Here is a 23081-nt window from a genome sequence, read left to right as displayed (position 1 = left end):
ATGAAGACGGGGAAGACAGGCGATGGCGACGGGTTATCTTGTAAATCTTGGTGCAGACAATTCGGCTTGGGACGGCGACAGCATCGCCACCACACCGACCAATTTCGACCCGGCCGCTGCCGCAGCGGGCAGCGAAACCGCGACCATCGGCGGGGCGAGCTGGAAGATCACCGGGACGCTTGCCGACGGCACCGAGGTGACCGACCAGACCATGGGCGGCGTATTCATGACCGACGCGGCAGGCAAGCTCTACTTCGTGCCCGATGACGAGATCGACAGTATTTCATCCGCAGAGGTCGAAACCTCGCCGGTCTATAACGGACCCGAGACATTCTCGTCCGGGGGCTCTACCCGGCTCAGTTCATCGCCCGATACCTATGACGGCAATAACGGCTCCAACCAGATCACTGGCGGTCCAAGAGACGATATCAATCCCGATGACCGCGACGTCCTGAACGGCGGGGACGGGAATGACACCCTGTATGGCAGGTCAGGCTGGGACAGGCTGATCGGAGGCGCCGGCAACGATTCTTTCAACGGTGGCAACGGGGCGGATATCGTCGATTACAGCAGCGCCACCTCTGGCATTAACCTGGACCTGACCCAGATCAACGGCAAGACGGTCACCAATGCGCAGACCGGAGGATCCGGGAGCGATTATTTCAACGGAAATGACGGCCTCATCGGATCGCGATTCGACGACTACATGCGGGGCTATGCCGGAACCGGTGTCGACCGCGACGACAGCGTCTGGACGAATTATTTCGACGGCGGCGCGGGCAATGACACGATCGACGGCAATAGCGGCGGCGACCTGCTGTTTGGCGGCGCGGGCGATGACAGCATTATCGGCGGCACGTTCAACAGCACGCAGTATGACTATGACGACCAGATCTTCGGCGGCGACGGCAATGACCGGATCTTCGGCGACGATACGGCTGGCACCGCCACCGATGGTGGCAGCGACCTGATTCAGGGCGGAGACGGCAATGACACCATAATCGCGGGCGCCGGCAATGACGAGGTGTTCGGCGGCGCCGATGACGACAGCATCAGCGGCAATACCGGCGACGACACGGTCTATGGCGGCTCCGGGAATGACTTTGTCGATGGCGATTCCGGAAACGATTCGATTGACGGCGGCACCGGGGATGATCGCGCCATCGGTGGCTCGGGCAATGACACGATCAAGGGCGGCGACGGCAATGACGAGCTGTCCGGCGGTTCGAGCAACGACCGGATCGAAGGCGGCGATGGCGACGATCTGCTGCATGGAGACAGCGGCAACGATGTCGTCGAGGGCGGTGCAGGCAACGACCAGATCTACGGTGATACCGGCTCGGATACCCTGTCGGGCGGCGATGGGGATGACGTTCTTTATGTCGGTTCGGGCGACAACGCCTCGGGCGGCAATGACAGCGACAGTTTCGATGTCGATCTGAGCCGCCTGACCCCGGGCGAGACGATCACCATCGATGGCGGCAGCGGGCAGACGACCGGGGTCGATTTCGACAAGATCGTGCTCGGGCCGGGGCTGGAAAGCGTGTCGGGCAGTGTCGATGCGACGCTGGATGCGGATGGCGATTCCTATTCCGGCAGCTATCTGGTCACCGATGGCACCAATAATTATCGTATCGTGTTTCGCGAGATCGAGCATCCGGTCTGCTTCACCCGCGGCACGATGATCGAGACCGAGACCGGCCTCGCCCCGATCGAGGAGATCCGCGTGGGCGACATGGTGCGCACCAAGGATCACGGGCTGAAACCGGTCCTGTGGATCGGCTGCCGCGAGATGTCGCCGCAGACGCTAGAACAGCATCCCGAGATGCGGCCGATCCGGATCACGGCGGGTGCGCTGGGGCCGGGATATCCTGCCCGCGATCTTTGCGTGTCTCCGCAGCATCGCATCCTGGTGAAATCGCGCATTGCGATCCGGATGTTCGGAGAGGAAGAGGTTCTCATCGCCGCGAAGAAGCTGCTTGGCGTTGCCGGTATACAGCCTGCGGAACATGCCGGCGCGGTTGAATATTATCACATGCTCTTCGACCGCCACGAGATCGTCTTTGCCAATGGCGCCGAGGCGGAGTCGCTGTTTACCGGACCCGAGGCGCTGAAGAACCTGTCTCCCGAGGCACGCGACGAAATCCTGACGATTTTCCCCGAGCTGAGCGATCTCGATTATCGCGCCCAGCTCGCGCGGAGCTGCCCCGGCGGGCGGCGCGTGGCTCAGGCCGTCGCGCGCCATGTGAAGAACGGCAAGCCGCTTTTTGACGCGGCGTCGCTCTAGCCGCGCGGCGATATATCAAAGCGGCGCAATGTCGCCCTGCGCCCGCGCCGCGTGGAAACCGGCCACGAAGTCATCCAGTGTGCCGGCCGCGATGGCCGCGCGCAGCCCCTCCATGAGGTCCTGGTAATAATGCAGGTTATGCCAGGTCAGCAGCATCCCCGAGATCATCTCTTTGGCGCGAAAGACATGGTGCAGATAGGCACGGCTATAGCCGGTGCAGGCCGGGCATGTGCAATCTTCATCGAGCGGGCGGGGATCGTCGGCATGGCGCGCGTTCTTGATGTTGATCTGCCCGCGCCGGGTCCAGGCCTGCCCGGTCCGCCCCGAGCGTGAAGGCAGCACGCAATCCATCATGTCCACCCCGCGCTGCACAGCACCGACCACATCGTCGGGCTTGCCGACGCCCATCAGATAACGCGGCTGCGCCTGCGGCAGCAGATCGGTGGCATAGTCCAGCACGCCGAACATCGCCTCTTGCCCCTCGCCTACGGCCAGCCCGCCAATCGCATAGCCGTCGAAGCCGATTGCTTTCAGCGCCTCGGCGCTTTCCTCTCGCAGATGGCGCAGAACACCGCCCTGCATGATGCCGAACAGCGCATGGCCGGGCCGCTCGCCGAAGGCATCGCGCGAACGCTGCGCCCACCGCATCGACAGCCGCATCGCCTCGGCCTGACGCGCCTCGGTCGCGGGCAGGGCCGGGCATTCGTCGAAGGCCATGACGATGTCCGAGCCAAGCTGACGTTGGATCTCCATGCTGGTTTCGGGGGACAGGACATAGCGCGAGCCGTCCACATGGCTGGCGAAGGTCACCCCGTCCTCGGTCAGCTTGCGCAGATCGGCAAGGCTCATCACCTGGAAGCCGCCGGAATCGGTCAGGATCGGGCGGTCCCAGTTCATGAATCGATGCAAACCGCCAAGCCGCTCGATCCGCTCGGCACCGGGGCGCAGCATCAGGTGATAGGTGTTGCCCAGCAGGATATCGGCCCCGGTCGCGCGGACCGAGTCAGGCAGCATCGCCTTGACCGTCGCCGCCGTGCCGACCGGCATGAAGGCGGGCGTGCGGATCTCGCCGCGAGGGGTTTCGATCACGCCGGTCCGGGCGCGCCCATCCGTGGCGTTCAGGGTGAAGGAAAACTTGCTCATGCCCGGCCCTTTCTTGCAGGCCCGCCTTCTAGCGCCCGCCGCCTGCCAGCGAAACCCCCGCCGCATGGGCCGAGGCCCAGGCCCATTGGAAATTATACCCGCCAAGCCAGCCCGTCACATCGACGCATTCGCCGATGAAATACAGACCCGGCACGTCGCGCGCCTGCATGGTCCTGGCGTCGAGATATGTCGTATCGACCCCGCCCACCGTGACCTCGGCGGTGCGGTAACCTTCTGATCCCACGGGTCGGACCTGCCAGCGATGGATGCGCTGCGCGATCCGGTCCAACGTCTTGTTGTTCTGATCGGCCAGCCTTGCGCCGGCGAGGCCCAGATCGGCGGCGATCGCCTCGGCCAGCCGGGCGGGCAGATGCGCGCCCAGCACCGTGGCGATACCCACGCGCCCGCCCTGCCCGCGCCGGTCACGCAGAGCGGCGGCCAGATCGGCTTGCGGGCAGAGGTCGATCTCGATCATGTCGCCCGGTTGCCAGAAGCTGGAAATCTGCAACACCGCCGGCCCCGACAGCCCGCGATGGGTGAACAGCAGCGCGTCGCGGAAGCGGGTCTTGCCGTGCCGGATCTCGGCCTCGACCGAGACGCCCGCCAGAGGCTTGCACAGTGCCAGATCCTGTTCGGCAAAGGTCAGCGGCACGAGGCCGGGGCGGGTCTCGACAATTCCCAGCCCGAATTGCCGCGCAAGATCATAGCCCAGCCCGGTCGCCCCCATCTTCGGGATCGACTTCGCGCCCGAGGCGACGACCACCCGCCCGGCCCGCACGACCCCGCGCGAGCTCTGCGCCGAGAACCCGTCAGGACCGCGTGTCAGGCCGTTCAGCGCGGTGTCGAGCCACAGCTCGGCCCCGTTCATCCGGCGGATCAGCATCTCGGTGATCTGCGTCGCCTTGCCGTCACAGAACAGCTGGCCCAGCGTCTTTTCATGCCAGGCAATGCCGGCCCGATCCACGAGCGCCACGAAGTCCTGCGGGCGGTATCCGGCAAGAGCCGAAGCGCAGAAGCGGGGATTGGCGGACAGGAACCGCTCTCGCGTCGTCGCCAAATTGGTGAAGTTGCAGCGACCGCCGCCCGAGATGCGGATCTTTTCAGCCGGGCGCTTTGCATGGTCCAGCACCACGACCCGCGCGCCCTGCGCCTGCGCACTGCCCGCGCAGAACAGCCCCGCCGCGCCGCCGCCGATGATGAGAATATCGCACTCCATCCCGCCGCCATACGCGCGGCGAAATCCGCCCGCAAGTTTTTCGCGCATCCCCCTTGCACCGCCCCGAAACGGGCGCTAGATACGCCCGCACCGTTGGGGCGTAGCCAAGTGGTAAGGCAGCGGTTTTTGGTACCGTGTACCGTAGGTTCGAATCCTACCGCCCCAGCCAGTTTCCTAAAGTGTCAGGCTGGAACGGGCGTGCGTTGCGATGCGCCGCGTCGTGCTGCGTTCGGTCCGGGGTGGCAGCCAGTCCGGCTTGCGCGAGGGCGATAGAATATCGTTCCTCCCATTTACCTCTGTGCGCAAAATCTGCCTTAAATATTCCAAGGCGATTGCAATATGGCGAACAAATATACCATTTGCAGCGGGAACGACGCCTGAACACAGGAAGATTACCATGCCGAAACGCACCACCCCCCTTTTCATCGCGCGCAGCCTCGGCGCCGCTGCCATCGCTCTGGCCGGTCTCGGCGCGCCCGCTCAGGCGCAGGACCGCGAGATGCTGAACGTGTCCTATGACATCGCGCGCGAGCTTTACGCTGCGCTGAACCCCGTCTTCATCGAAAACTGGGCCGAGGAAAACGACGAGACGCTGACCATCGAGCAGAGCCATGCCGGTTCCTCCAAGCAGGCGCGCGCGATCCTTCAGGGGCTTCAGGCCGATCTGGTGACCTTCAATCAGGTGCTCGATGTGCAGATCCTGGCCGAAAACGGCTTTGTCGATGAGGACTGGCAGCAGGACCTGCCGAACAACGCCTCGCCCTATTACTCGCTCCCCGCCTTCCTCGTGCGGGGCGGCAACCCCAAGGGCATTGAGGATTGGGACGATCTGGCGCGTGAGGACGTGTCCATCGTGTTCCCGAACCCGAAAACCAGCGGCAACGCCCGCTATACCTATCTCGCCGCCTATGCTTATGCGCTCGATAAATTCGAGGGCGACGATGCCGCCGCGCAGGAATTCGTCGGCAAGGTTCTCGACAACGTCGCAGTCTTCGACACCGGCGGGCGCGGCGCGACCACCAGCTTTGTCGAGCGCGGCATCGGCGATGTGCTGATCACCTTCGAGGCCGAGGTGGAAAATATCCGGGCCGCCGAGCCGGAAGGCGAATATGAGCGCGTGGTGCCGGAAGTGTCGCTGCTGGCCGAATTCCCGGTCGCCGTGGTCCGCAAGGTCGCAGAAGAGCGCGGCACGACGGATGTGGCCGAGGCTTATCTGAACTTCCTCTATAGCACCGAAGCGCAGGAGATTATCGCGTCTTTCAACAACCGCGTTCATGACGAAACGGTGGTGGAGGCCACCGCGGACCAGTTCCCCGAAGTGGAGCTGCTGACGGTCGAAGATGTGTTCGGAAGCTGGCAAGAGGCGCAGGAAACGCATTTCAGCGACGGCGGCACGCTTGACCAGATCCAGCGGAACTGATCTTTCGCACGACTGAACCCCGCCCCTTGCGCGCCCTTGCGCCGGGGGCATCTTTGATGGACCGATCCGCATGACCGCCGCCCTCACGCGCCGCAGCCCTCGCACTCTGCCGGGATTTTCCCTGTCTCTGGGGATCACGGTGCTGTTTTTGTGCCTGATCGTGCTGCTCCCGCTGAGCGGCCTTTTGTGGCAACTGGCGCAGCTTGGGCCGGGCGATTATCTGCGCATCATGTCATCGGACCGGGTGCTGGCCGCACTGCGGATCACCATCACCGCCGCGCTGGCCGCGACGGTGCTGAACGGTGTGTTCGGCCTCATCCTCGCCTGGGTGCTGACCCGCTACCGCTTCCCCGGACGCGGCATCATGGACGCCTTGGTCGATCTGCCCTTCGCGCTTCCCACGGCCGTCGCCGGGATCGCCCTCGTCGCGCTTTACGACCGCTCTGGCTGGGTCGGGCAACTCCTCGATCCGCTCGGCATCCAGATCGCCTATACATGGTGGGGTATCGTCATCGCCATGGCGTTCACCTCGATCCCCTTCGCGGTGCGCGCCATCCAGCCCGCCATCGAGGAACTGGACCCGGCGGAGGAAGCCGCCGCGCTCACCCTCGGCGCGACCGGCCCTCAGATGTTTTTTCGCGTCCTGCTCCGCCCGCTTATGCCGTCAATTCTCACGGGCATCGGCCTCTCCTTCGTGCGCTCGCTCGGCGAGTTCGGCGCGGTCATCTTCATCGCGGGCAACCTGCCTTATGAGACTGAGATCGCCTCGCTCCTGATCCTGATCCGCCTCGACGAATTCGACTATCCCGCCGCCGCCGCCGTTGCGGGCACATTGCTGGCGCTCTCGCTCGTGTTGCTCGTAGCGATCAACGTGATGCAGAACCGCCTGCAATCCTATCTGCGGGTGGGGGCGTAACATGGCCAAACCCATCCTCATCACGCTGGCGATCCTCTTTCTCGCGGTCATGGTCCTCATGCCCGTCATCGCGATTTTCGACCGCGCCTTTGCCGAGGGCGCCGGTGCCTATCTCACCGCCATCACCGACCCCGAAACCCTCTCCGCGATCAAGCTGACGGTCATCGCCGCGCTGATCGTCGTGCCGGTCAACATCATCTTCGGCGTGGCCGCCGCGTGGCTCATCGCCCGCTACCGCTTCTGGGGCCGCCGCGTGCTGCTGATCCTGATCGAGCTGCCCTTCGCCATGTCGCCCATCGTGGCGGGCCTCGCCTTCCTGCTGATCTATGGCGCATATGGCCCCGTCGGCGCGGCGTTGGAGCCGTTCGGCATCCAGCTTATGTTCAACCTGATCGGCATCGTGCTGGTCTCGCTCTTTGTCACCTGCCCCTTCGTGATGCGGGAGATCCTGCCCGTGCTTCAAGTCACCGGCGAGGAGGAAGAGAAAGCCGCCCTCACCCTCGGCGCGAATGGCTGGCAGGTGTTTCGCCATGTCGTCCTGCCGAATATCTCATGGGGGCTGGCTTACGGGACGGTGCTGACCATGGCCCGCGCGATGGGCGAGTTCGGCGCGGTCAGCGTGGTCTCCGGCGCGATCCGGGGCCGCACCATGACGCTGCCCCTGCAAATCGAGCTGATGTATAACGATTACAACGCCACCGGCGCATTCGCCGCCGCCACGGTTCTCGCCGCGCTCGCCTTCGTGACGCTGGTGCTGCGCGGCGTGCTGACCCGTTTCGGCCCGAGAAAAGAGGCCCATTCATGACCTTTCAGGCAATCGACATCCACAAATCCTTTGAGAACACCGATGTCCTCAAAGGCGTCTCGCTGAATGTCGAGGCGGGCGAATTCGTGGCTCTGCTGGGCCCTTCCGGCTCGGGCAAGACGACGCTTCTGAACATCATCGCCGGGCTGGCCCATCCCGATCGGGGGCGGCTGCTGCTTGACGGGCAGGACATCACCCGCCTGCCCGCCGGCAAGCGGCATTTCGGCATGGTGTTCCAGAGCTATGCGCTGTTCCGTCACATGACGGTGGCGCAGAATATCGCCTTTGGGCTGCGGGTAATGGATGGCAAGCGCCGACCCGGGCGGGATCGGATCGACCGTCGCGTGCGCGAATTGCTGGAGATGGTCGAGTTGCCGGACCTTGCCGACCGCTATCCGGCGCAGCTTTCGGGCGGGCAGCGGCAGCGCGTCGCCATGGCCCGCGCGCTGGCCATCGATCCGCAATTGCTGCTGATGGACGAGCCGTTCAGCGCGCTCGATGCGCAGGTGCGGCAATCGCTGCGCGGCGAGGTGCGCGATCTCCAGCGCAAGGCCGGGGTGGGTGCAATCATGGTCACGCATGACCGGGCCGAGGCCTGCGCCCTTGCCGACCGCATCGCGGTGATGGATCGCGGCCGTATCGTGCAATATGACGCGCCCGAGGTCATCCGCGACAATCCGGCGAATGATGCGGTGCGGGCGATGTTCGCGCCGGTGGAATAGGCCCGGTCGCGGCCCCGCCGCGGCCCCGACGGGCTTGCCGCCCGGTGCGTCCGGGCTATGCTGGCCCAGGTGACAGTTTCCGGAGCCTCGCATGTTCGGCTTTCGCGATATCGACATCATGCGCAGCGTGGTGCGCGCAGGCGGTTTCCGCGCCGCCGCCGATGAGCTGGGGCTGGCGCAATCGGCGATCTCGCGCCGCATCCGCGATCTGGAACAGCGCATGGGGCTGAGCCTTTTCGCCCGCGAGGGGCGCGGGGTGAGGCTGACCCCTGCCGGGCGGCGCTTTCTGGAACAGGCCGAGGCCCTGCTGACGCAGCGCGACCGCATCGCCTCGGACATGTCCGGCGCCGGACCCGCAGGCACGGTTCGCCTGGGCGTCGCCGAGACGATGACCCACACCATGCTGCCCGGCATGTTGACCCGGCTGCATGAGAGCTTTCCGCAGCTTCGATTCGAGCTTTCGGTGGCGCTGTCGCGCGATATGGCGCAGGCGCTGCGTGAGGATCAGCTAGACGTGGCGATCATGATGCGCGCCTGTCTGCCGCCGCGCGCGGTCGGTCACGCGCTGCCCTCGGTCCCCATCGGCTGGTGGAGCGCGCCCGAGCTTGTCGCACCCGGCCGAGAGGTCGCCGCAGCCGAGCTTGCGGCGCTGCCGATCGTCACCTTCCCGCGCATCGCCCCGCCGCATCAGGACGTGGCCGAGCGGCTGATCTCTCGCGAGGGGCCCGCGCCTGCGATCCATTCCTCGGCCTCGCTGTCGATGACCTATCACCTGACCGCGCGCGGCTTCGGCGTCGGGACGATCCCGGATTCGCTGGTGGCGATGCTTGACCCGGCGCGCAAGGCCATCCACCGGCTGAAGGTTTCCGCCGAGCTGGAACTGCCGGATCTGGAATTCGTCGTCGCCTATATGCCCGAGCGCAATCGTCGCATCGGACAGCTCGTGGCGCGGGCGGCGCGCGACTGATCTCATCAGAAGATCAATTTACCTTCCGACCGATGATTGACCTCGGCGGCTGCGCGGTGAAACCATGGGCATATGTCATCTCATGTTGAAAATTCAGACAGCGCAGCGGCCTCAGATGCTGCGAAACCCGAAGCGCCCGGTCCGGCCGCGCTGCGCGCCGCCATTCGCAGCGGTGCTTTCGCGAACCCGACCACCGGGCAGTGCGATGGGTTCTTGCAAGGCAATCTCGTGATCCTGCCGCAGGCGCAGGCCGATGATTTCGCCCGTTTCTGCGAGCTGAACCCCCGGCCGCTTCCGCTGCTGGCGCAGAGCGCGCCGGGCGATCCGGCGCTGCCGACACTTGGCGCAGGAATAGATATTCGCAGCGATGTGCCGGGATATTGCATCCTGCGCGACGGAGAGCTGGCCGAAACTGTGACCGATATCTCGGCGCATTGGCGCGACGATCTGGTGAGTTTCGTGCTCGGCTGTTCGTTTTCCTTCGAGGCGGCGCTGCTCGCCGCCGGTCTGCCGCTGAGAAACCAGCAGGCGGGGCGTAACGTGTCGATGTATCGCAGCAATATCGACACCGCGCCCTCGGGGCCGTTCGGCGGGCCGATGGTGGTCTCGATGCGGGCCATGCCCTCTGACCGGCTGGACGAGGTGCGCGCGATTTCCGCGCGCTTCCCGCTGGCCCATGGCGCGCCGCTTCATCTGGGAGACCCCGGCGCCATCGGCATTCCCGATCTCGACGCGCCGGACTGGGGCGACGCGCCGGTTCTGGCACCAGGCGACGTGCCGGTGTTCTGGGCCTGCGGCGTCACCGGCCAGCAGGCGCTGCGTCATGCCCGCCTGCCCTTCGCGATGACCCACAGCCCCGGCCATATGCTCGTCACCGACCTGCAAGCCGCAAATGACTGAATGAAGGGGCCGGACCAACCGCCCCGCAACCCGACAAGGAGGAAACATCATGACACGCCAACTCACCGCCGCCCTGCTCTGCGCCTCGGCGCTGGCCAGCCCGGCCCTCGCCCAGGAAGAACTCGCCGTGGTCGGCACCTGGTCGAACCTGCCGCTCTATCAGGATTTCGAGACCGGGTTCTGGAATGACGAGATCGCCGGAATGACCGGCGATGAATTCACCGCCCAGCTGACCAGCTTCGACCAGATGGGTATCGCCGGCGCGGACGTGTATCGCATGCTCGGCGACGGGGTGTTCGATGTGGGCGCGACCGTGGCCGATTATACCGTCGGCGATGCGCCCGAGCTGGAGGGGCTGGACGTTCCGCTTCTGGCCGAGACCGCCGAGGATGCAAGGCGCATGGTCGATGCGGCCAAGCCGATGGTCGCGGACATCATGCAGGAACGTTTCAACGCGCAGATGCTGGGCATCGCGCCCTATCCGCCGCAGGTGGTGTTCTGCAAGGGCGAGATCTCCGGCCTGGCAGATCTGGAAGGCAAGAAGGTGCGCGGCTCTGGCCGGATGACCACCAAGTTTCTTGAGGCGCTTGGCGCCGAGGGCATCAATGTCGCCTTTTCCGAGGTGCCGGGCGCTCTGGAACGCAGCGTGATCGATTGCGCCGTGACCGGGGCCGGTTCGGGCTATTCCGCGGGCTGGTGGGAGGTGTCGGACCATCTCATGACGCTGCCGCTTGGCGGCTGGGACCCGGTGGTGATCGCGATGAACGCGGATCGCTGGGCGGGGCTGTCGGCCGAGCAGCAGGAGGCCCTGCAAAGCGCCGTTTCGGAGGGGCTGGAGGCCCCGGCATGGGAGGCCGCGAGCGGCGGGCTGGAAAACGACATCGCCTGTCTGACCGGCAGCGGCGAATGCGCCTCGGGCGAGGCCGCGTCGATGACGCTGGTCGAGGCATCCGATGACGACACCGCCACCGCGACCGAGATCCTGACGTCGGAAGTTCTGCCCGACTGGGCCAGCCGGGCGGGCGAGGACTGGGTGGCGCGCTGGAATGACAGCGTCGGCGCCGAGATGGGCATCACCGTCGAATGACGCAGTCTGCGGCCCAGCATGGTGCCGTGGCCCGGACCCTATCCGGGCTGCGGCGTGCCAATCGCGCTGTCGGGCTGCTGCTCGGGCTGGTGCTCGCCGCGACGGTGGTCTTTGTGATCCTCGATGTGGTGCTGCGCCAGACCGGCGGCTCGCTTGGCGGCTCGGACGAGATTTCCGGCTATGTCATGGCGGCGCTGGCAAGCTGGGGTCTGGCCGTCGCGCTGACCGAGCGCGCCCATGTCCGCATCGACCTGCTGCGCCAGATGTCGGGCGAGAAGATGCGGGCGGTCTTTGACCTGATCTCGATCGCCTGCCTGACCGGGGTTGCGGTGCTGGTCGCCTATCAGGCCTGGCCGGTGCTGTCGAAGACGCTTGAACGCGGCTCGCGCGCGAACACGCCGCTGGAGACGCCGCTGTGGATTCCGCAAGGGATCTGGTTCGCGGGCTGGCTGTGGTTCGCGATCTGCGCCGTGGCGACGCTGATTCTGGCGCTGATCCTGGCCGCCCGCACCGACTGGGACGCTCTGGAAAGCGCCGTCGGCATGGATCACGAGGGCGAAGAGGCGCTGGCCGAAGCGCGCCGGCAGAAGGGAGAGCGCGCATGATCGCCCAGGTCTTCATCGGGCTTCTGGCTCTGCTGGCGCTCTCGATTCCGGTCGGCGCGGTCCTGTTCATGCTGGGCGTGGGCGTGGCCGAGTTCCATTCGCCCTTCCCGCTGCTGCGCGGGATGGGTCAGGTGGTGTGGTCGGCGTCCAACTCCTCGACGCTGATCGCCATTCCGATGTTCGTCCTGCTGGGCGAGATGCTGGTCAAGGGCGGGGTCGCGGCGCGCACCTATGCCGCGCTCGACCGGTGGTTTTCGTGGCTTCCGGGCGGGCTGGTCCATGCCAATATCGCCACCGCGACGATGTTTTCGGCGACCTCGGGATCGTCGGTCGCCACTGCTGCCACGGTCGCGACCGTGGCCATGCCGCAGGCCTAAAGGCTGGATTACGATCCGCGGCTGTTTTCGGGTGCCATCGCGGCGGGCGGCACGCTGGGCATCCTGATCCCGCCTTCGATCAATCTCATCGTTTACGGCTTCCTCACCGAAACCTCGATCCCGCAGCTTTTCTCGGCCGGGCTGATCCCCGGCCTGCTGATGGCGGTCGGGTTCATGGCCGTCACCGCCGCGATCTGCGCGGTGCGGCCTGCGCTCGGCGGTCCCTCGCGCAGCTATGGCTGGGGCGAGCGCCTGCGCAGCCTGCGCGACCTGATCCCCATCGTGCTGCTTTTCGTGGTCGTCATCGGCTCGATCTATCGAGGATGGGCGACACCCACCGAATCCGCCTCGATCGGGGTGGCGATGGCCGCGGTCATCGCTGCATTCGGAGACGGGCTGAACCTGCGCAAGATCGCCGAGGCGCTGCAAGGCACGATCCGCATCACCGCCGTGCTCATGCTGGTCATCGCCGGGGCCTATTTCCTGAACTTCGCACTGACCTCGGCGGGTCTGGGCCGGGTGCTGACCGATCTGCTGGAACAGGCCGGGCTGTCGCCTTTCGGGACGCTGATGCTGGTGATCGTGCTGTATCTGATCCTCGGCTTCTTCATCGAGACGCTCTCGCTCATGGTCGCCACCATCCCCATCGTGGTGCCGATCATGGCCGAGCTCGGCTACGACAAGGTCTGGTTCGGCGTCCTGCTGATCGTGCTGATTGAAATGGCGCTGATTACCCCGCCGGTCGGGCTGAATCTTTATGTGGTGCAGGGCGCGCGCAAGGGCGGCAGTCTCGGCCAGGTCATGATCGGCGTGATCCCGTTTGTCATCGTGATGTTGCTGATGGTCGCGGCGCTCGTGGCGCTGCCCGGCCTCGCGCTATGGCTGCCGGCCCAGATATAAGGAGAGATCATGCGTTTTACCGTCAACGGCGCGGCGCTGGATTGCGATCCCGCACATCTCGTTGTCGCGGGCTGGACCGGGCGCGACGGCGCCGCCGTTCAGCACCATATCGACGAGCTTGCCGAGCTGGGCGTGGCACCGCCCTCGCAGGTGCCGCTTTATTACCGGTGCGCTCCGTCGCTGCTGACCCAGTCGCCGCGGATCACGGTTCTGGGCCCGGACAGTTCGGGCGAGGCCGAACCGCTGGTGCTGATCGCGGGCGGCAAGCGGTTTCTCGGGCTGGGATCGGATCATACCGACCGCAAGCTGGAAGCGGTCTCGGTCGCGGCGTCGAAACAGCTCTGCGCCAAGCCGGTCGCGCCACTGCTCTGGCCGTGGGACGAGGTCGCGCCGCATCTGGAGCGGATCGAGATCACCTCGGACATCCATGAGCGCGGCGCTTGGGTGGCCTATCAGCAAGGGACGCTCGACGCGATCCGGCCACTGGATTCGCTGATCGAGGGATCGGGGCTGGCCGGGCTGGCGGCAGAGGGCGCGGCCGCGATGCTGTGCGGCACGTTCGGGGCGAAGGGCGGCGTGCGCCCTGCCGAGCGGATGCGGATGACCATGCGCGACAAGGTGTTGGGGCGCGTGATTTCGCTGGAATACGAGACCAGCACGCTGCCGGTGGTTGCCTAGGGCCCTTGATCGAAGCGCCGCGCCAGGCGGACAAGCGGTCGGGCCAGCGGCATGAGCAGGAAAATCCGCACGACATGGGCGGCAGTCACCAGCGACACGTCCTGATCGAGATATTGCGCCGTCAGCGCCATTTCCGTGACCCCGCCCGGCGCGGTGGCGAGGATCACCGTCTCCCATGACAGGCCGGACAGCCGCGCGATCAGCACCGCGCCCGCGCAGACAAGCGCCAGCAGCAGGACGGTGCCGAAGGTCGAGGCAATCAGCTCGCGCCGCGCCCCCTCGAAAAGATGCGCTTGGAAGGTCGAGCCGAGCCAGGCCCCGAGCGTGATCTGCGCGGCACCGAGGATCACCGGCGGATAGGGCGACAGATCGGCCCCGAAGGCAGTGGCGATGCCAACCGCTGCAAGCGGGCCGAGAAAGAACGGGTTGGCCCAGCCGAAACGGTGAAACACTGCGCCACCGGCCAGCACCGCAAGCACCATCAGCGCCAGTCCGGGCGCATCCCAGTCGCCATTGGGCGACAGCGCCGAGACGGTTTCCGGCCGCCCGTCAATTGCATAGAGGAGCAGCGGCACGGCGACCACCACCGCCGCGATCCGCAGCGTCTGCGCCATCACCACCGGGGCGGCGGCGATGCCGCTATTCTCGGCGATGATCGCGGCCTCGACCGGCGCGACCGGGAAGGTCGCCAGCACCATGCGCGACAGCTTCGCCCCCGACAGACGCGCCTGGATCAGCGACATGGCCAGAGCCAGACCGGCCGTCATCGCCGACATGCCGATCAGCAGAGGCATCAGCTCGATGACCACGCGCAGCGCCTCGGCCGTGAAGGACAGCCCGACCGTCGAGGCCACCACCGCCTGCCCGAACGGCCGCGTGCGCACCGGCATCGCCTCGCGCAGCACCCCGCTCAGCGCCAGCGCCGCCGTCGCCAAGAGCGGCCCGATCATCCACGGCAATGGCAGACCCAGACGCGCAAACAGCCACCCGGACAAGACGCATAGCAGATAGGTCGCGCCAAATTTCAGCAGTTTAGCCACGGCCTCTCCATCCTCTCCGACGGCTCGCACCCGCTCTGTCGGAACCCGTCAGCATCTTGCCAGCCTGCCGATCGCCCGCGATATCGGATCAGTAACGCCCCGGCGCGCAACAGGCCAGCCTCGACAGAGAATCCCGGTTTTTTGCCCTGATGCGGAAACAGGGCGTGAACTATCCCGGCCTTATCGCCTAGTATCCGGCAAATTCAGGTGGCCGGATGACAAACACTTCCCTTTCAATCATTTTCATCGTCGATGGCGAGCGGCTGGAAGCGCAGTCGCTGCTGCTCGTGTCGTCCCTGTTTCGACAGCATCGGGCCAATCCGGGCGTTTCGCTGATCGCCTATATGCCTGCGGCCTCCTTCGACCAACTCTCCCCGGCGACGCGAGCGATGTACGATTCCTGTGGCGTATCGGTAAGGGCGCTGCGCGATCCGGCAGGGCTGTGGAAGAAGGACTACCCGCATGGCAACAAACTGCTCGCGCTCGCCGAGCCGCGTGACAGCGATGCGTCGCTTTTTCTTGATACCGACATGGTCTGTCTCGGGCGGCTCGACGATCTGGACTATACCCGGACCGGGACGGTCTTCGCGGTGCCGGAGGGCGTCCCCACATGGGGCCAGGAAAATGACCGATGGGAGCGCGCCTATGCGTTTTTCGACCTTCCGCTGCCCGAGGATCGCGTGCAGCTCATGCGGCGCGGGAAGGTCAGCTATTATCCCTATTTCAACGCCGGCTTCATCGGCGTCAGCGAAGAGCCGCTGCGCGATGGCAAGCGTTTCGGCCAGCTCTGGCTGGAAACGGCAAGCCTGTTCGACTGGAAATGCGCGGTGGCGAAAAAGCGGCCCTGGCTGGATCAGATCACCCTGCCGCTGACCATCAAGCGTTTCGGGCTGCGCTATGAGGCCCTGCCCGAGGAATATAACTATTCGATCTCGAACCGCGCCGATCTCAGCGGGCTCGACGAAATGCGGCTGCTGCATTATCACCGCGCGCGCTTCCTGACGCCTGCCCCGCAATATGCCTCGCTCCGCGAGGATGCGCTGGCGATGATTCCGCCAGCGCTTCACGCCGAGGCAGAGAGGCTGCTGCGGCAGGCGCATTACCTGCCGCCGGGCGAAGGAGAAAGCGAGGGTGACGACAGCGCCGCGTCGCCACCGGCCTAGCTTTCGCGCTCGATCACCTCGCGCAGCGCTGCGACCTGTCGTGCCAAAAGCTTGCGGCTGCCGCGGGATTCCACGTTCAGACGCAAGAGCGGCTCGGTATTCGATGCGCGAAGATTGAAGCGCCAGTTTCCCATATCCAGCGACAAGCCGTCCGTGTCATCGCGCGCCTTCGCCTCTGGCGCATAGATCGCCTCGACCCGTGCCCGCGCGGCATCGGGGTCGATCAGCACGAAATTGATCTCGCCCGAGGACGGGAACGCCGCGCGCCGTTCGCGGATCAGCGTCGAGAGCGGCTGATCCTCGCGCCCCATCAGCTCGGCCACGAGCAGCCACGGCACCATGCCGCTATCGCAATAGACGAAATCCCGGAAATAATGATGCGCCGACATTTCGCCGCCATAAACGGCATCATGCTCGCGCAGCGCGGCCTTCAGGAAGGCATGGCCGGTGCGCGACTGGATGGCCGTGCCGCCCTGCGCCGCGACGATATCCCGCGTGTTCCAGATCACGCGCGGATCATGGACGATGCGCGCGCCGGGCTCTCGCGCCAGAAAGGCGGCGGCGAGAAGCCCGACCATATATTCGCCGTCGATGAAAGCGCCTGTTTCGTCAAAGAAGAAACAGCGGTCGAAATCGCCGTCGAAGGCGATGCCCATATCGGCTTTCGCCTTGCGCACCGCCTGCGCGGTCACCGGCTGGTTTTCGGGAAGAAGCGGGTTGGGAATGCCGTTGGGAAAGCTGCCATCGGCGTCGTGATGCAGCCGGATGAACGCGAGCGGCGCGTCTTTCTCGGCCAGAGCCGCGGCGATGGCATCGAAGCTGGGTCCGGCCGCGCCATTGCCCGAGTTCACCACGATCTTCAACGGGCGCAGCGCCGAGATATCGACGAAGCTCACCACCTTGTCGACATAGGCCGCGCGCGCCTCGGCCGCGACATCGCGCAGCACGCCGCCCGGCTTGGCGGCGCCGAAATCATCGGCCTCGGCCAGCTTGTGGATCGCATCCAGCCCGGTCTCTCCGGCAAGCGGGGCCGAGCCCGCGCCGACCATCTTCATGCCGTTATAATCCATCGGATTATGCGAGGCCGTGACCTCGATCCCGCCATCCGCCCCGAAATGCGAGGTGGCGAAATACATCTCTTCGGTGCCGCAAAGCCCGAGATCGAGCACCTCAACACCCTCCGCGATCAGCGCGTCGCGCACCGCCTGCGACAGCTCTTCGCTGGATTGGCGAATATCGCGCCCGATCACCACGCGGCGCGCGTCGAGCGCCCGCGCGAAGCCACGCCCGATGCGATAGGCGATGCCTGCGTCGAGATTATCGCCAAGCCGCCCGCGAATATCATAGGCCTTGAAACAGGTGAGCGCGGTCATCAGCCCTTGGCCCCCTGCCCGCGTGCATATTTGTCGTCATAGCGGATGATATCGTCCTCACCCAGATAGCTGCCGGTCTGCACCTCGATCAGCACCATCGGCAGCTTGCCGGGATTCTCCATCCGGTGCACCGCGCCGAGCGGGACGTAAACGGACTGATTTTCCGAGACGAGCTGAACCGTGTCGCCCACCGTGACCTTGGCGGTGCCTTCGACGACAATCCAGTGCTCGGCGCGGTGGTGATGGCTTTGAAGGCTCAGCGAGGCGCCGGGATTGACCACGATCCGCTTGACCTGAAAGCGCCCGCCCATCACCAGCGTTTCATACCAGCCCCAGGGTCGGTAATCGCGCGGCAGGGTCTCGGCCTGCGCGATGTCGCGCGATTTCAGCAGATCGACCGCCTTGCGCACATCCTGCGCGCGGTCCTTCGGCGCAACGAGCACAGCGTCGGGCATGGCCACCGCGATCATGTTCTCAAGCCCGATGCCCACCAGCACCTGCCCCTCGGATTCCGAGCGCAGCAGCGTGTCGCGGCAATCGAGCGCATAGGCCTCTCCTGCCAGAGCGACGCCATTCGCATCCGGATCCTGCGCGCGCCACACCGCGTCCCAACCGCCGAGATCCGACCAGCCCGCCGAGAATGGCACCACGGCAAGGTTGTCGGCCTTTTCCATCACCGCGTAATCGACCGAGATCGACGGCGCCCTTGCGTAGTCCTCGGGCGAGAGCCGCATGAAACCCAGATCGGCCGTCGCGTTCTGCAGCGCGGCCGCGACCGGCTCCATCACCTTGGGGGCATGGCGGCGGAATGCCTCGACCATATCGGCGGCGCGGGCGAGGAAGATGCCCGCATTCCACAGGAAATTCCCCGATCCGAGCAGTTTCGCGGCGCGGTCTGCGTCGGGTTTTTCCACGAAGCGCACCAGATCGACGGCGGCTTCGCCTTCATCGGGGGCGGCGGCAAGTTCTAGATAGCCATAGCCGGTTTCGGGGCGGTCGGGGGTGATGCCGAACGTCACGATCTTGCCCGCGCCCACCGCCGCCATGCCGCGCGCCACCGCGGCGCGAAACGCGGCTGCGTCGGGGATGGCGTGATCCGAGGGCGCGACCAGCATCACCGCATCGGGGTCGCGCGCCATCAGGTAGAGCGCGGCGGTCAGCACGGCGGGGGCGGTGTTGCGCGGCTCTGGCTCGATCAGCACCGCGCCGGGGTCGATGCCCAGCTGCGCAAGCTGTTCGGTGACGACAAATCGGAAATCCGATCCGGTCACGATCACCGGGGCGCCGAAATCCGTCCCCTCTCCGGCAAAGCGCAAGGCGGCCTGCTGGAACAGCGTCTCTTCGCCGATCAGCGGAACGAACTGCTTTGGGTAGGATTTGCGCGAGAGCGGCCAGAGCCGCGTCCCCGATCCGCCGCACAGGATGACGGGAAACAGCTTCGCGGGCGCGGAAGGGTGCATGATGTCGGGCCTCTCAGTCTCAACCTCTCCCGGATGAAGGCTCATGCGGGAGGCACGGCGTGCATAAAGGCCCGGCCCGTCTTAGGCAATCATCGAGTGGTTCATCGCAAAGCGCGCGAGCCGGGGCGGACGCGGCGCGGAACGGAAATCGGCGCGGGCTTACGAAGCTGCACTGCTGCACGAGCGATCGGCGCGGCCTCAGTTCTGCGCCAACTGCACCGGCTCTTCGCCGATGGCATCACGATACCAGTCGACGATGGCCTGACGCTCCTGCGGCTCCATGAACGAGACATTGGCCGGGGGCATCGCGTGGGTCAGGCCCGCTTGCAGATAGATCTGACGCGCAGCGCGGGTCACGTCATGCGGCGTTTCCAGCAGCAGATCCTTGGGCGCGCGCCGGATGCCTTCATAGCCCGGATCGCGGGCATGGCACATGGCGCAGCGCCCCGGCACGATGGTCATCACCTCGTCGAACCCCTCTGCCTCGGCGAATTGCTGTTGCAGCGGGGTCAGGGCCTGCGCTTCCGATTCCTCATAGGAGGACTGCCAGAGCGGCGCGGTGGACAGCCACATCACCCCGATGAACAGCACCGTGGTCGCCGCCCAGGCCCACCACTTCATGTTCCCGGTGGCGTGCATCGTGTTGAAGAAATGCCGGATGGTGACACCCATCAGGAAGATCAGCGCCGCGATCAGCCAGTTATACTCTGTCGCGAAGGCCAGCGGATAATGGTTCGACAGCATCAGGAACACGACCGGCAGGGTCAGGTAGTTGTTATGCGTCGAGCGCAGCTTGGCGATCTTGCCGTATTTCGGGTCGGGCTTGCGGCCTTCCTGAAGATCCTTCACCACGACACGCTGGTTCGGCATGATGATGAAGAACACATTCGCGGTCATGATCGTTGCGGTGAACGCGCCCAGATGCAGCATCGTCGCCCGGCCCGTGAAAATCTGGTTGTAGCCCCAGCCCATCGCCACAAGCAGCACGAAGAGCAGCAGCATCAGCAGCGTCGGACGCTCACCCAGGCCGGATTTGCACAGCCGGTCATAGACCAGCCAGCCCACCGACAGCGACAGCGCCGAGATCAGGATACCCTGCCACAGCGACAGATCGGCCTTGGCTGGATCGATGAGGTAAAGCTCGCCCCCGACCCAATAGACGATCATCAGCAGGGCAGCACCCGAGAGCCATGTCGAATAGCTCTCCCATTTGAACCAGATCAGGTGGTCCGGCATGTTGTCAGGTGCAACGAGATATTTCTGAATGTGATAAAAACCGCCGCCATGGACCTGCCACTCTTCGCCATGCGCGCCGGCAGGCAGATGCGGCGTTTTGCGCAGCCCGAGATCGAGCGCGATGAAATAGAAGCTCGACCCGATCCAGGCCATTGCGGTGATGATATGCGTCCACCGAACGGCAAATCCGATCCAGTCCCAGATGATGGCAAATTCGTTCATCAGAGTCTCCCTTCGTCCCGTCCTGCCACGCTAGCCGAAGCGCCGGGGCACGGGTAAGCATGAAAATCGCCGAAGAGTTTCAAGAAATGCCTGAAACGGTGCACGCTGTCTCTGCTCCCGGCGGCGGCATAATGGCGGCGCCGGGACCAGAGATGTCAGCGGCGATCAGCCATAGCTGGAGACATGGCTTCCGGCGAGGGCCGAGATATTCACCAGCCCGCGCACGGTAATGCCCGGGGTGACGATATGGGCGCGATTCTCCATCCCCATGAGGATCGGCCCGACCTCCAGCCCGCCCGCGACCGAACGCAGCATGTTACGCCCGGCATTGGCGATCTCGGCATTGGCATAGACCAGACCGTTCGCCGCCCCTCTCAGCCGCCCGTCGGGATAAAGCCGTTCGCGCAGCTCCGGGTCGAGCGCGACATCGGCGGTCATTTCGCCCTCATATTCGAAATCGAGATCCATCGTGTCGAGGATCTCCATCGCTGCCCGCATGTTCTGGCTGGTGGGCGTGTCGAGATTGCCGAATTGCGAGGCCGAACACAGCGCGATGCGCGGCTCGACCCCGAATCGCCGCATATGGCGCGCGGCCCCGATCACGGTCTCGGCGATCTGGCTGGGCTCCGGGTCGAGATGGACCTGCGTATCGGCCAGAAAGAGCGGCCCCTTATCGAGAATGATCAGCGACAGCGCGCCCACCGGATGCGCCCCGCCACGGGCGAGGATCTCGCTCACATAGCGCAGATGCCAGCGATATTCCCCGAACGTCCCGCAGATCATGCTGTCCGCCTCGCCGCGATGGACCATCATGGCGGCAATGGCGGTGGTGTTGGTGCGGATGATCGCCCGGGCCAGATCCGGCGTCACGCCGCGCCGCCGCATGAGCTGGTGATAGGCGCTCCAATATTCGCGATAGCGCGCGTCGCTTTCTGGATTGATGACCTCGATCGCGTCGAGATCCAGCCGGATGCCGTCGCGTTCCAGACGCTGCTTCATCACCTCGGGGCGGCCGATGAGGATCGGCGTATCGTAACCTTCTTCGATCAGCTGGCGGGCGGTGTGCAGGATCCGCTCGTCCTCACCCTCGGCAAAGACGAGACGGCGATTGGCCACCCGGTCGGCCTCGAAGACGCGCCGCATGATGTTGTAGGTCCGATAGACCCGGCCCTGAAGCCGCCGGGTGTAATCGTCGAGATCCAGATCCCGCGTCGCCACCCCCGATTCGACCGCCGCCCGCGCCACCGCCGAGGCGATTTTCGGCAGAAGCCGCGGATCGAAGGGTTTCGGGATCAGATATTCCGGCCCAAAGGTCAGCGTCTCGCCGCGATAGGCCTGCCCGACCTCGGCCGAGGTGGTTTCGCGGGCCAGCGCCGCAATCGCCTCGACACAGGCGACCTTCATCTCGTCGTTGATCGTGGTCGCCCCGGCATCGAGCGCGCCCCGGAAAATGAAGGGGAAGCACAGCACATTGTTGACCTGGTTCGGATAATCGCTGCGCCCGGTGGCGATCAGCGCGTTCGGCGCGGCTTCGCGCGCCTCTTCGGGCATGATCTCGGGCGTGGGGTTGGCCAGCGCGAAGATGATCGGATCGGGCGCCATTTTCGCGACCATCTCCTTGGTCAGCAGGCCGGGGCCCGAGACGCCCAGGAACAGATCCGCACCCTCCATCGCGTCCATGGTCGTGCGCATCTCGGTGTCGCGGGCGAATTCCTGCTTTTCCGGATTCAGGTCGTTGCGGCCGGTATGCACGACGCCCTTGCTGTCGAGCATGGTGATATGGTCCTTCTGCACGCCCAGAACCATCAGCATCTTCAGGCAGGCGATCCCCGCCGCGCCCGCTCCGAGCGCCACGACCTTCAGTTCCTCGAATTTCTTGCCCGAGAGCCGCATCGCATTGCTTGCGGCGGCCGCCGCGACAATGGCCGTGCCGTGCTGGTCATCGTGGAAGACCGGGATATTCATCTTCTCGCGGCAGATTTTTTCCACGAGAAAACAATCCGGTGCCTTGATATCCTCCAGATTGACCGCGCCGAATGTGGGTTCCAGCTTGCAGACGATCTCGGCCAGTTTCTCGGGATCGGTCTCATCGACCTCGATATCGAAGCAATCCACACCGGCGAATTTCTTGAAGAGCACCGCCTTGCCCTCCATCACCGGCTTCGAGGCCTGCGCGCCGATATTGCCCAGCCCCAGCACCGCCGTGCCGTTCGACACCACCGCGACAAGGTTGCTTTTCGCGGTAAAGCGCATCGCGTCGAGCGGGTTTTTCTGGATGTCCAGACAGGCCTCGGCCACGCCGGGCGAATAGGCGTTCGACAGGTCGCGCCCGGTATCCATCGGCTTGGTGGCGCGGATCTCCAGCTTCCCGGGCTTGGGGAATTCGTGATAATCGAGCGCCTCCTGTCGGCGATCCCTGCTGATATCGTCTTCCGGCATGCTGTCCTCCCTCGCGCATCGGGCCGCTTGACCCCGGGGCATATTCGGCACGGGAAGCACGGGATTTGCAATGCCTCTCGGGTGGTTCCGGCGGCTTTCCGGGAATGAGGCTGTTTCAGGCAAAG

General features: G+C 65.2%; 18 protein-coding genes, 1 tRNA gene and 1 pseudogene. 13 read left to right on the top strand and 7 right to left on the bottom strand.

Annotation, left to right across the window (positions count from 1 at the left end; all coding sequences use genetic code 11):
• The first annotated feature begins 22 nt into the window (after positions 1 to 22).
• Positions 23 to 2287 carry a Hint domain-containing protein gene (locus PAF18_RS03390; protein WP_271117228.1) on the top strand — a complete coding sequence of 755 codons (2265 nt, stop codon included), beginning with the start codon at positions 23 to 25 and terminating at the stop codon, positions 2285 to 2287.
• Between the two features lie 15 nt (positions 2288 to 2302).
• Here the strand turns inward: PAF18_RS03390 and tgt are convergent, their stop codons facing one another.
• Entirely contained in the window at positions 2303 to 3430 is a 1128-nt protein-coding gene (gene tgt / locus PAF18_RS03385; protein WP_271117227.1) for a tRNA guanosine(34) transglycosylase Tgt, read from the bottom strand.
• Between the two features lie 28 nt (positions 3431 to 3458).
• On the bottom strand, positions 3459 to 4694 hold the full coding sequence (locus PAF18_RS03380; protein WP_434802237.1) for a BaiN/RdsA family NAD(P)/FAD-dependent oxidoreductase: 1236 nt from the start codon (positions 4692 to 4694) through the stop codon (positions 3459 to 3461).
• Positions 4695 to 4740: 46 nt separating this feature from the next.
• On the opposite strand from PAF18_RS03380, the gene PAF18_RS03375 reads away from it, so the two are divergent.
• The 11 genes and pseudogenes from PAF18_RS03375 to PAF18_RS03325 all read left to right on the top strand — a co-directional run bounded on the left by PAF18_RS03375 (position 4741) and on the right by PAF18_RS03325 (position 14023).
• Positions 4741 to 4815, top strand: a tRNA-Gln gene (locus PAF18_RS03375).
• A gap of 228 nt (positions 4816 to 5043) precedes the next feature.
• Complete coding sequence (gene cysP, locus PAF18_RS03370) at positions 5044 to 6066, top strand: thiosulfate ABC transporter substrate-binding protein CysP (RefSeq protein ID WP_271117226.1); 1023 nt, start codon at positions 5044 to 5046, stop codon at positions 6064 to 6066.
• Positions 6067 to 6136: 70 nt separating this feature from the next.
• Positions 6137 to 6982, top strand: coding sequence for a sulfate ABC transporter permease subunit CysT (gene cysT, locus PAF18_RS03365; protein WP_271117225.1), 846 nt, complete (start codon positions 6137 to 6139; stop codon positions 6980 to 6982).
• Between the two features lies 1 nt (position 6983).
• On the top strand, positions 6984 to 7787 hold the full coding sequence (gene cysW / locus PAF18_RS03360) for a sulfate ABC transporter permease subunit CysW (RefSeq protein ID WP_271117224.1): 804 nt from the start codon (positions 6984 to 6986) through the stop codon (positions 7785 to 7787).
• Positions 7784 to 8509, top strand: a complete 726-nt coding sequence (locus tag PAF18_RS03355) for an ABC transporter ATP-binding protein (RefSeq protein WP_271117223.1) — start codon at positions 7784 to 7786, stop codon at positions 8507 to 8509. Before cysW ends, PAF18_RS03355 begins: the two co-directional genes overlap by 4 nt.
• A 91-nt stretch (positions 8510 to 8600) precedes the next feature.
• Positions 8601 to 9476, top strand: a complete 876-nt coding sequence (locus PAF18_RS03350; protein WP_271117222.1) for a LysR family transcriptional regulator — start codon at positions 8601 to 8603, stop codon at positions 9474 to 9476.
• 72 nt (positions 9477 to 9548) lie between these two features.
• A complete protein-coding gene (locus PAF18_RS03345; protein ID WP_271117221.1) occupies positions 9549 to 10376 on the top strand; it encodes a putative hydro-lyase in 828 nt (275 codons plus the stop codon).
• Between the two features lie 49 nt (positions 10377 to 10425).
• Entirely contained in the window at positions 10426 to 11463 is a 1038-nt protein-coding gene (locus PAF18_RS03340; RefSeq protein WP_271117220.1) for a TRAP transporter substrate-binding protein, read from the top strand.
• Complete coding sequence (locus PAF18_RS03335; RefSeq protein ID WP_271117219.1) at positions 11460 to 12068, top strand: TRAP transporter small permease subunit; 609 nt, start codon at positions 11460 to 11462, stop codon at positions 12066 to 12068. The genes PAF18_RS03340 and PAF18_RS03335 overlap by 4 nt, the downstream gene beginning before the upstream one ends.
• Positions 12065 to 13345 (top strand): annotated as a pseudogene (locus PAF18_RS03330) (TRAP transporter large permease). The gene PAF18_RS03335 and the pseudogene PAF18_RS03330 overlap by 4 nt, the downstream one beginning before the upstream one ends.
• Positions 13346 to 13354: 9 nt before the next feature.
• A complete protein-coding gene (locus tag PAF18_RS03325) occupies positions 13355 to 14023 on the top strand; it encodes a DUF2848 domain-containing protein (protein ID WP_271117218.1) in 669 nt (222 codons plus the stop codon).
• On the opposite strand, the gene PAF18_RS03320 is transcribed toward PAF18_RS03325, so the two are convergent.
• The gene (locus PAF18_RS03320; protein ID WP_271117217.1) at positions 14020 to 15063 is read right to left on the bottom strand and encodes an AbrB family transcriptional regulator; all 1044 of its coding nucleotides are present in this window, start codon (positions 15061 to 15063) and stop codon (positions 14020 to 14022) included. The two genes, PAF18_RS03325 and PAF18_RS03320, sit on opposite strands and share 4 nt — an antisense overlap.
• A 215-nt stretch (positions 15064 to 15278) precedes the next feature.
• Here PAF18_RS03320 and PAF18_RS03315 point away from each other — a divergent pair, with 215 nt between their 5' ends.
• Positions 15279 to 16226: a GT-B fold glycosyltransferase domain-containing protein gene (locus PAF18_RS03315; protein WP_271117216.1), complete on the top strand. Its 948-nt coding sequence runs from the start codon at positions 15279 to 15281 to the stop codon at positions 16224 to 16226.
• On the opposite strand, the gene PAF18_RS03310 is transcribed toward PAF18_RS03315, so the two are convergent.
• The 4 genes from PAF18_RS03310 to PAF18_RS03295 all read right to left on the bottom strand — a co-directional run bounded on the left by PAF18_RS03310 (position 16223) and on the right by PAF18_RS03295 (position 22956).
• On the bottom strand, positions 16223 to 17599 hold the full coding sequence (locus tag PAF18_RS03310; protein ID WP_271117215.1) for a phosphohexomutase domain-containing protein: 1377 nt from the start codon (positions 17597 to 17599) through the stop codon (positions 16223 to 16225). The two genes, PAF18_RS03315 and PAF18_RS03310, sit on opposite strands and share 4 nt — an antisense overlap.
• Positions 17599 to 19059 (bottom strand): mannose-1-phosphate guanylyltransferase/mannose-6-phosphate isomerase, encoded by a 1461-nt coding sequence (locus tag PAF18_RS03305; RefSeq protein WP_271118043.1) that lies wholly within the window; start codon positions 19057 to 19059, stop codon positions 17599 to 17601. The genes PAF18_RS03310 and PAF18_RS03305 overlap by 1 nt, the downstream gene beginning before the upstream one ends.
• Before the next feature lie 198 nt (positions 19060 to 19257).
• Positions 19258 to 20517, bottom strand: a complete 1260-nt coding sequence (locus PAF18_RS03300; RefSeq protein WP_271117214.1) for a urate hydroxylase PuuD — start codon at positions 20515 to 20517, stop codon at positions 19258 to 19260.
• A gap of 165 nt (positions 20518 to 20682) precedes the next feature.
• A complete protein-coding gene (locus tag PAF18_RS03295) occupies positions 20683 to 22956 on the bottom strand; it encodes an NADP-dependent malic enzyme (RefSeq protein WP_271117213.1) in 2274 nt (757 codons plus the stop codon).
• Positions 22957 to 23081 lie beyond the last annotated feature (125 nt).

Source organism: Paracoccus sediminicola (assembly GCF_027912835.1).
In the GTDB taxonomy this organism is placed as follows: domain Bacteria; phylum Pseudomonadota; class Alphaproteobacteria; order Rhodobacterales; family Rhodobacteraceae; genus Paracoccus; species Paracoccus sediminicola.
Note: the sequence above shows the minus strand (reverse complement) of the source record. Positions and strands in the feature narration are given on the sequence as shown.

Excerpts from the sequence above, each read along its gene's own strand:
- PAF18_RS03390 (WP_271117228.1), top strand. The coding sequence starts at position 23 with ATGGCGACGGGTTATCTTGTAAATCTTGGTGCAGACAATTCGGCTTGG.
- tgt (WP_271117227.1), bottom strand. The coding sequence starts at position 3,430 with ATGAGCAAGTTTTCCTTCACCCTGAACGCCACGGATGGGCGCGCCCGG.
- PAF18_RS03380 (WP_434802237.1), bottom strand. The coding sequence starts at position 4,694 with ATGCGCGAAAAACTTGCGGGCGGATTTCGCCGCGCGTATGGCGGCGGG.
- cysP (WP_271117226.1), top strand. The coding sequence starts at position 5,044 with ATGCCGAAACGCACCACCCCCCTTTTCATCGCGCGCAGCCTCGGCGCC.
- cysT (WP_271117225.1), top strand. The coding sequence starts at position 6,137 with ATGACCGCCGCCCTCACGCGCCGCAGCCCTCGCACTCTGCCGGGATTT.
- cysW (WP_271117224.1), top strand. The coding sequence starts at position 6,984 with ATGGCCAAACCCATCCTCATCACGCTGGCGATCCTCTTTCTCGCGGTC.
- PAF18_RS03355 (WP_271117223.1), top strand. The coding sequence starts at position 7,784 with ATGACCTTTCAGGCAATCGACATCCACAAATCCTTTGAGAACACCGAT.
- PAF18_RS03350 (WP_271117222.1), top strand. The coding sequence starts at position 8,601 with ATGTTCGGCTTTCGCGATATCGACATCATGCGCAGCGTGGTGCGCGCA.
- PAF18_RS03345 (WP_271117221.1), top strand. The coding sequence starts at position 9,549 with ATGTCATCTCATGTTGAAAATTCAGACAGCGCAGCGGCCTCAGATGCT.
- PAF18_RS03340 (WP_271117220.1), top strand. The coding sequence starts at position 10,426 with ATGACACGCCAACTCACCGCCGCCCTGCTCTGCGCCTCGGCGCTGGCC.
- PAF18_RS03335 (WP_271117219.1), top strand. The coding sequence starts at position 11,460 with ATGACGCAGTCTGCGGCCCAGCATGGTGCCGTGGCCCGGACCCTATCC.
- PAF18_RS03325 (WP_271117218.1), top strand. The coding sequence starts at position 13,355 with ATGCGTTTTACCGTCAACGGCGCGGCGCTGGATTGCGATCCCGCACAT.
- PAF18_RS03315 (WP_271117216.1), top strand. The coding sequence starts at position 15,279 with ATGACAAACACTTCCCTTTCAATCATTTTCATCGTCGATGGCGAGCGG.
- PAF18_RS03310 (WP_271117215.1), bottom strand. The coding sequence starts at position 17,599 with ATGACCGCGCTCACCTGTTTCAAGGCCTATGATATTCGCGGGCGGCTT.
- PAF18_RS03305 (WP_271118043.1), bottom strand. The coding sequence starts at position 19,059 with ATGCACCCTTCCGCGCCCGCGAAGCTGTTTCCCGTCATCCTGTGCGGC.
- PAF18_RS03300 (WP_271117214.1), bottom strand. The coding sequence starts at position 20,517 with ATGAACGAATTTGCCATCATCTGGGACTGGATCGGATTTGCCGTTCGG.
- PAF18_RS03295 (WP_271117213.1), bottom strand. The coding sequence starts at position 22,956 with ATGCCGGAAGACGATATCAGCAGGGATCGCCGACAGGAGGCGCTCGAT.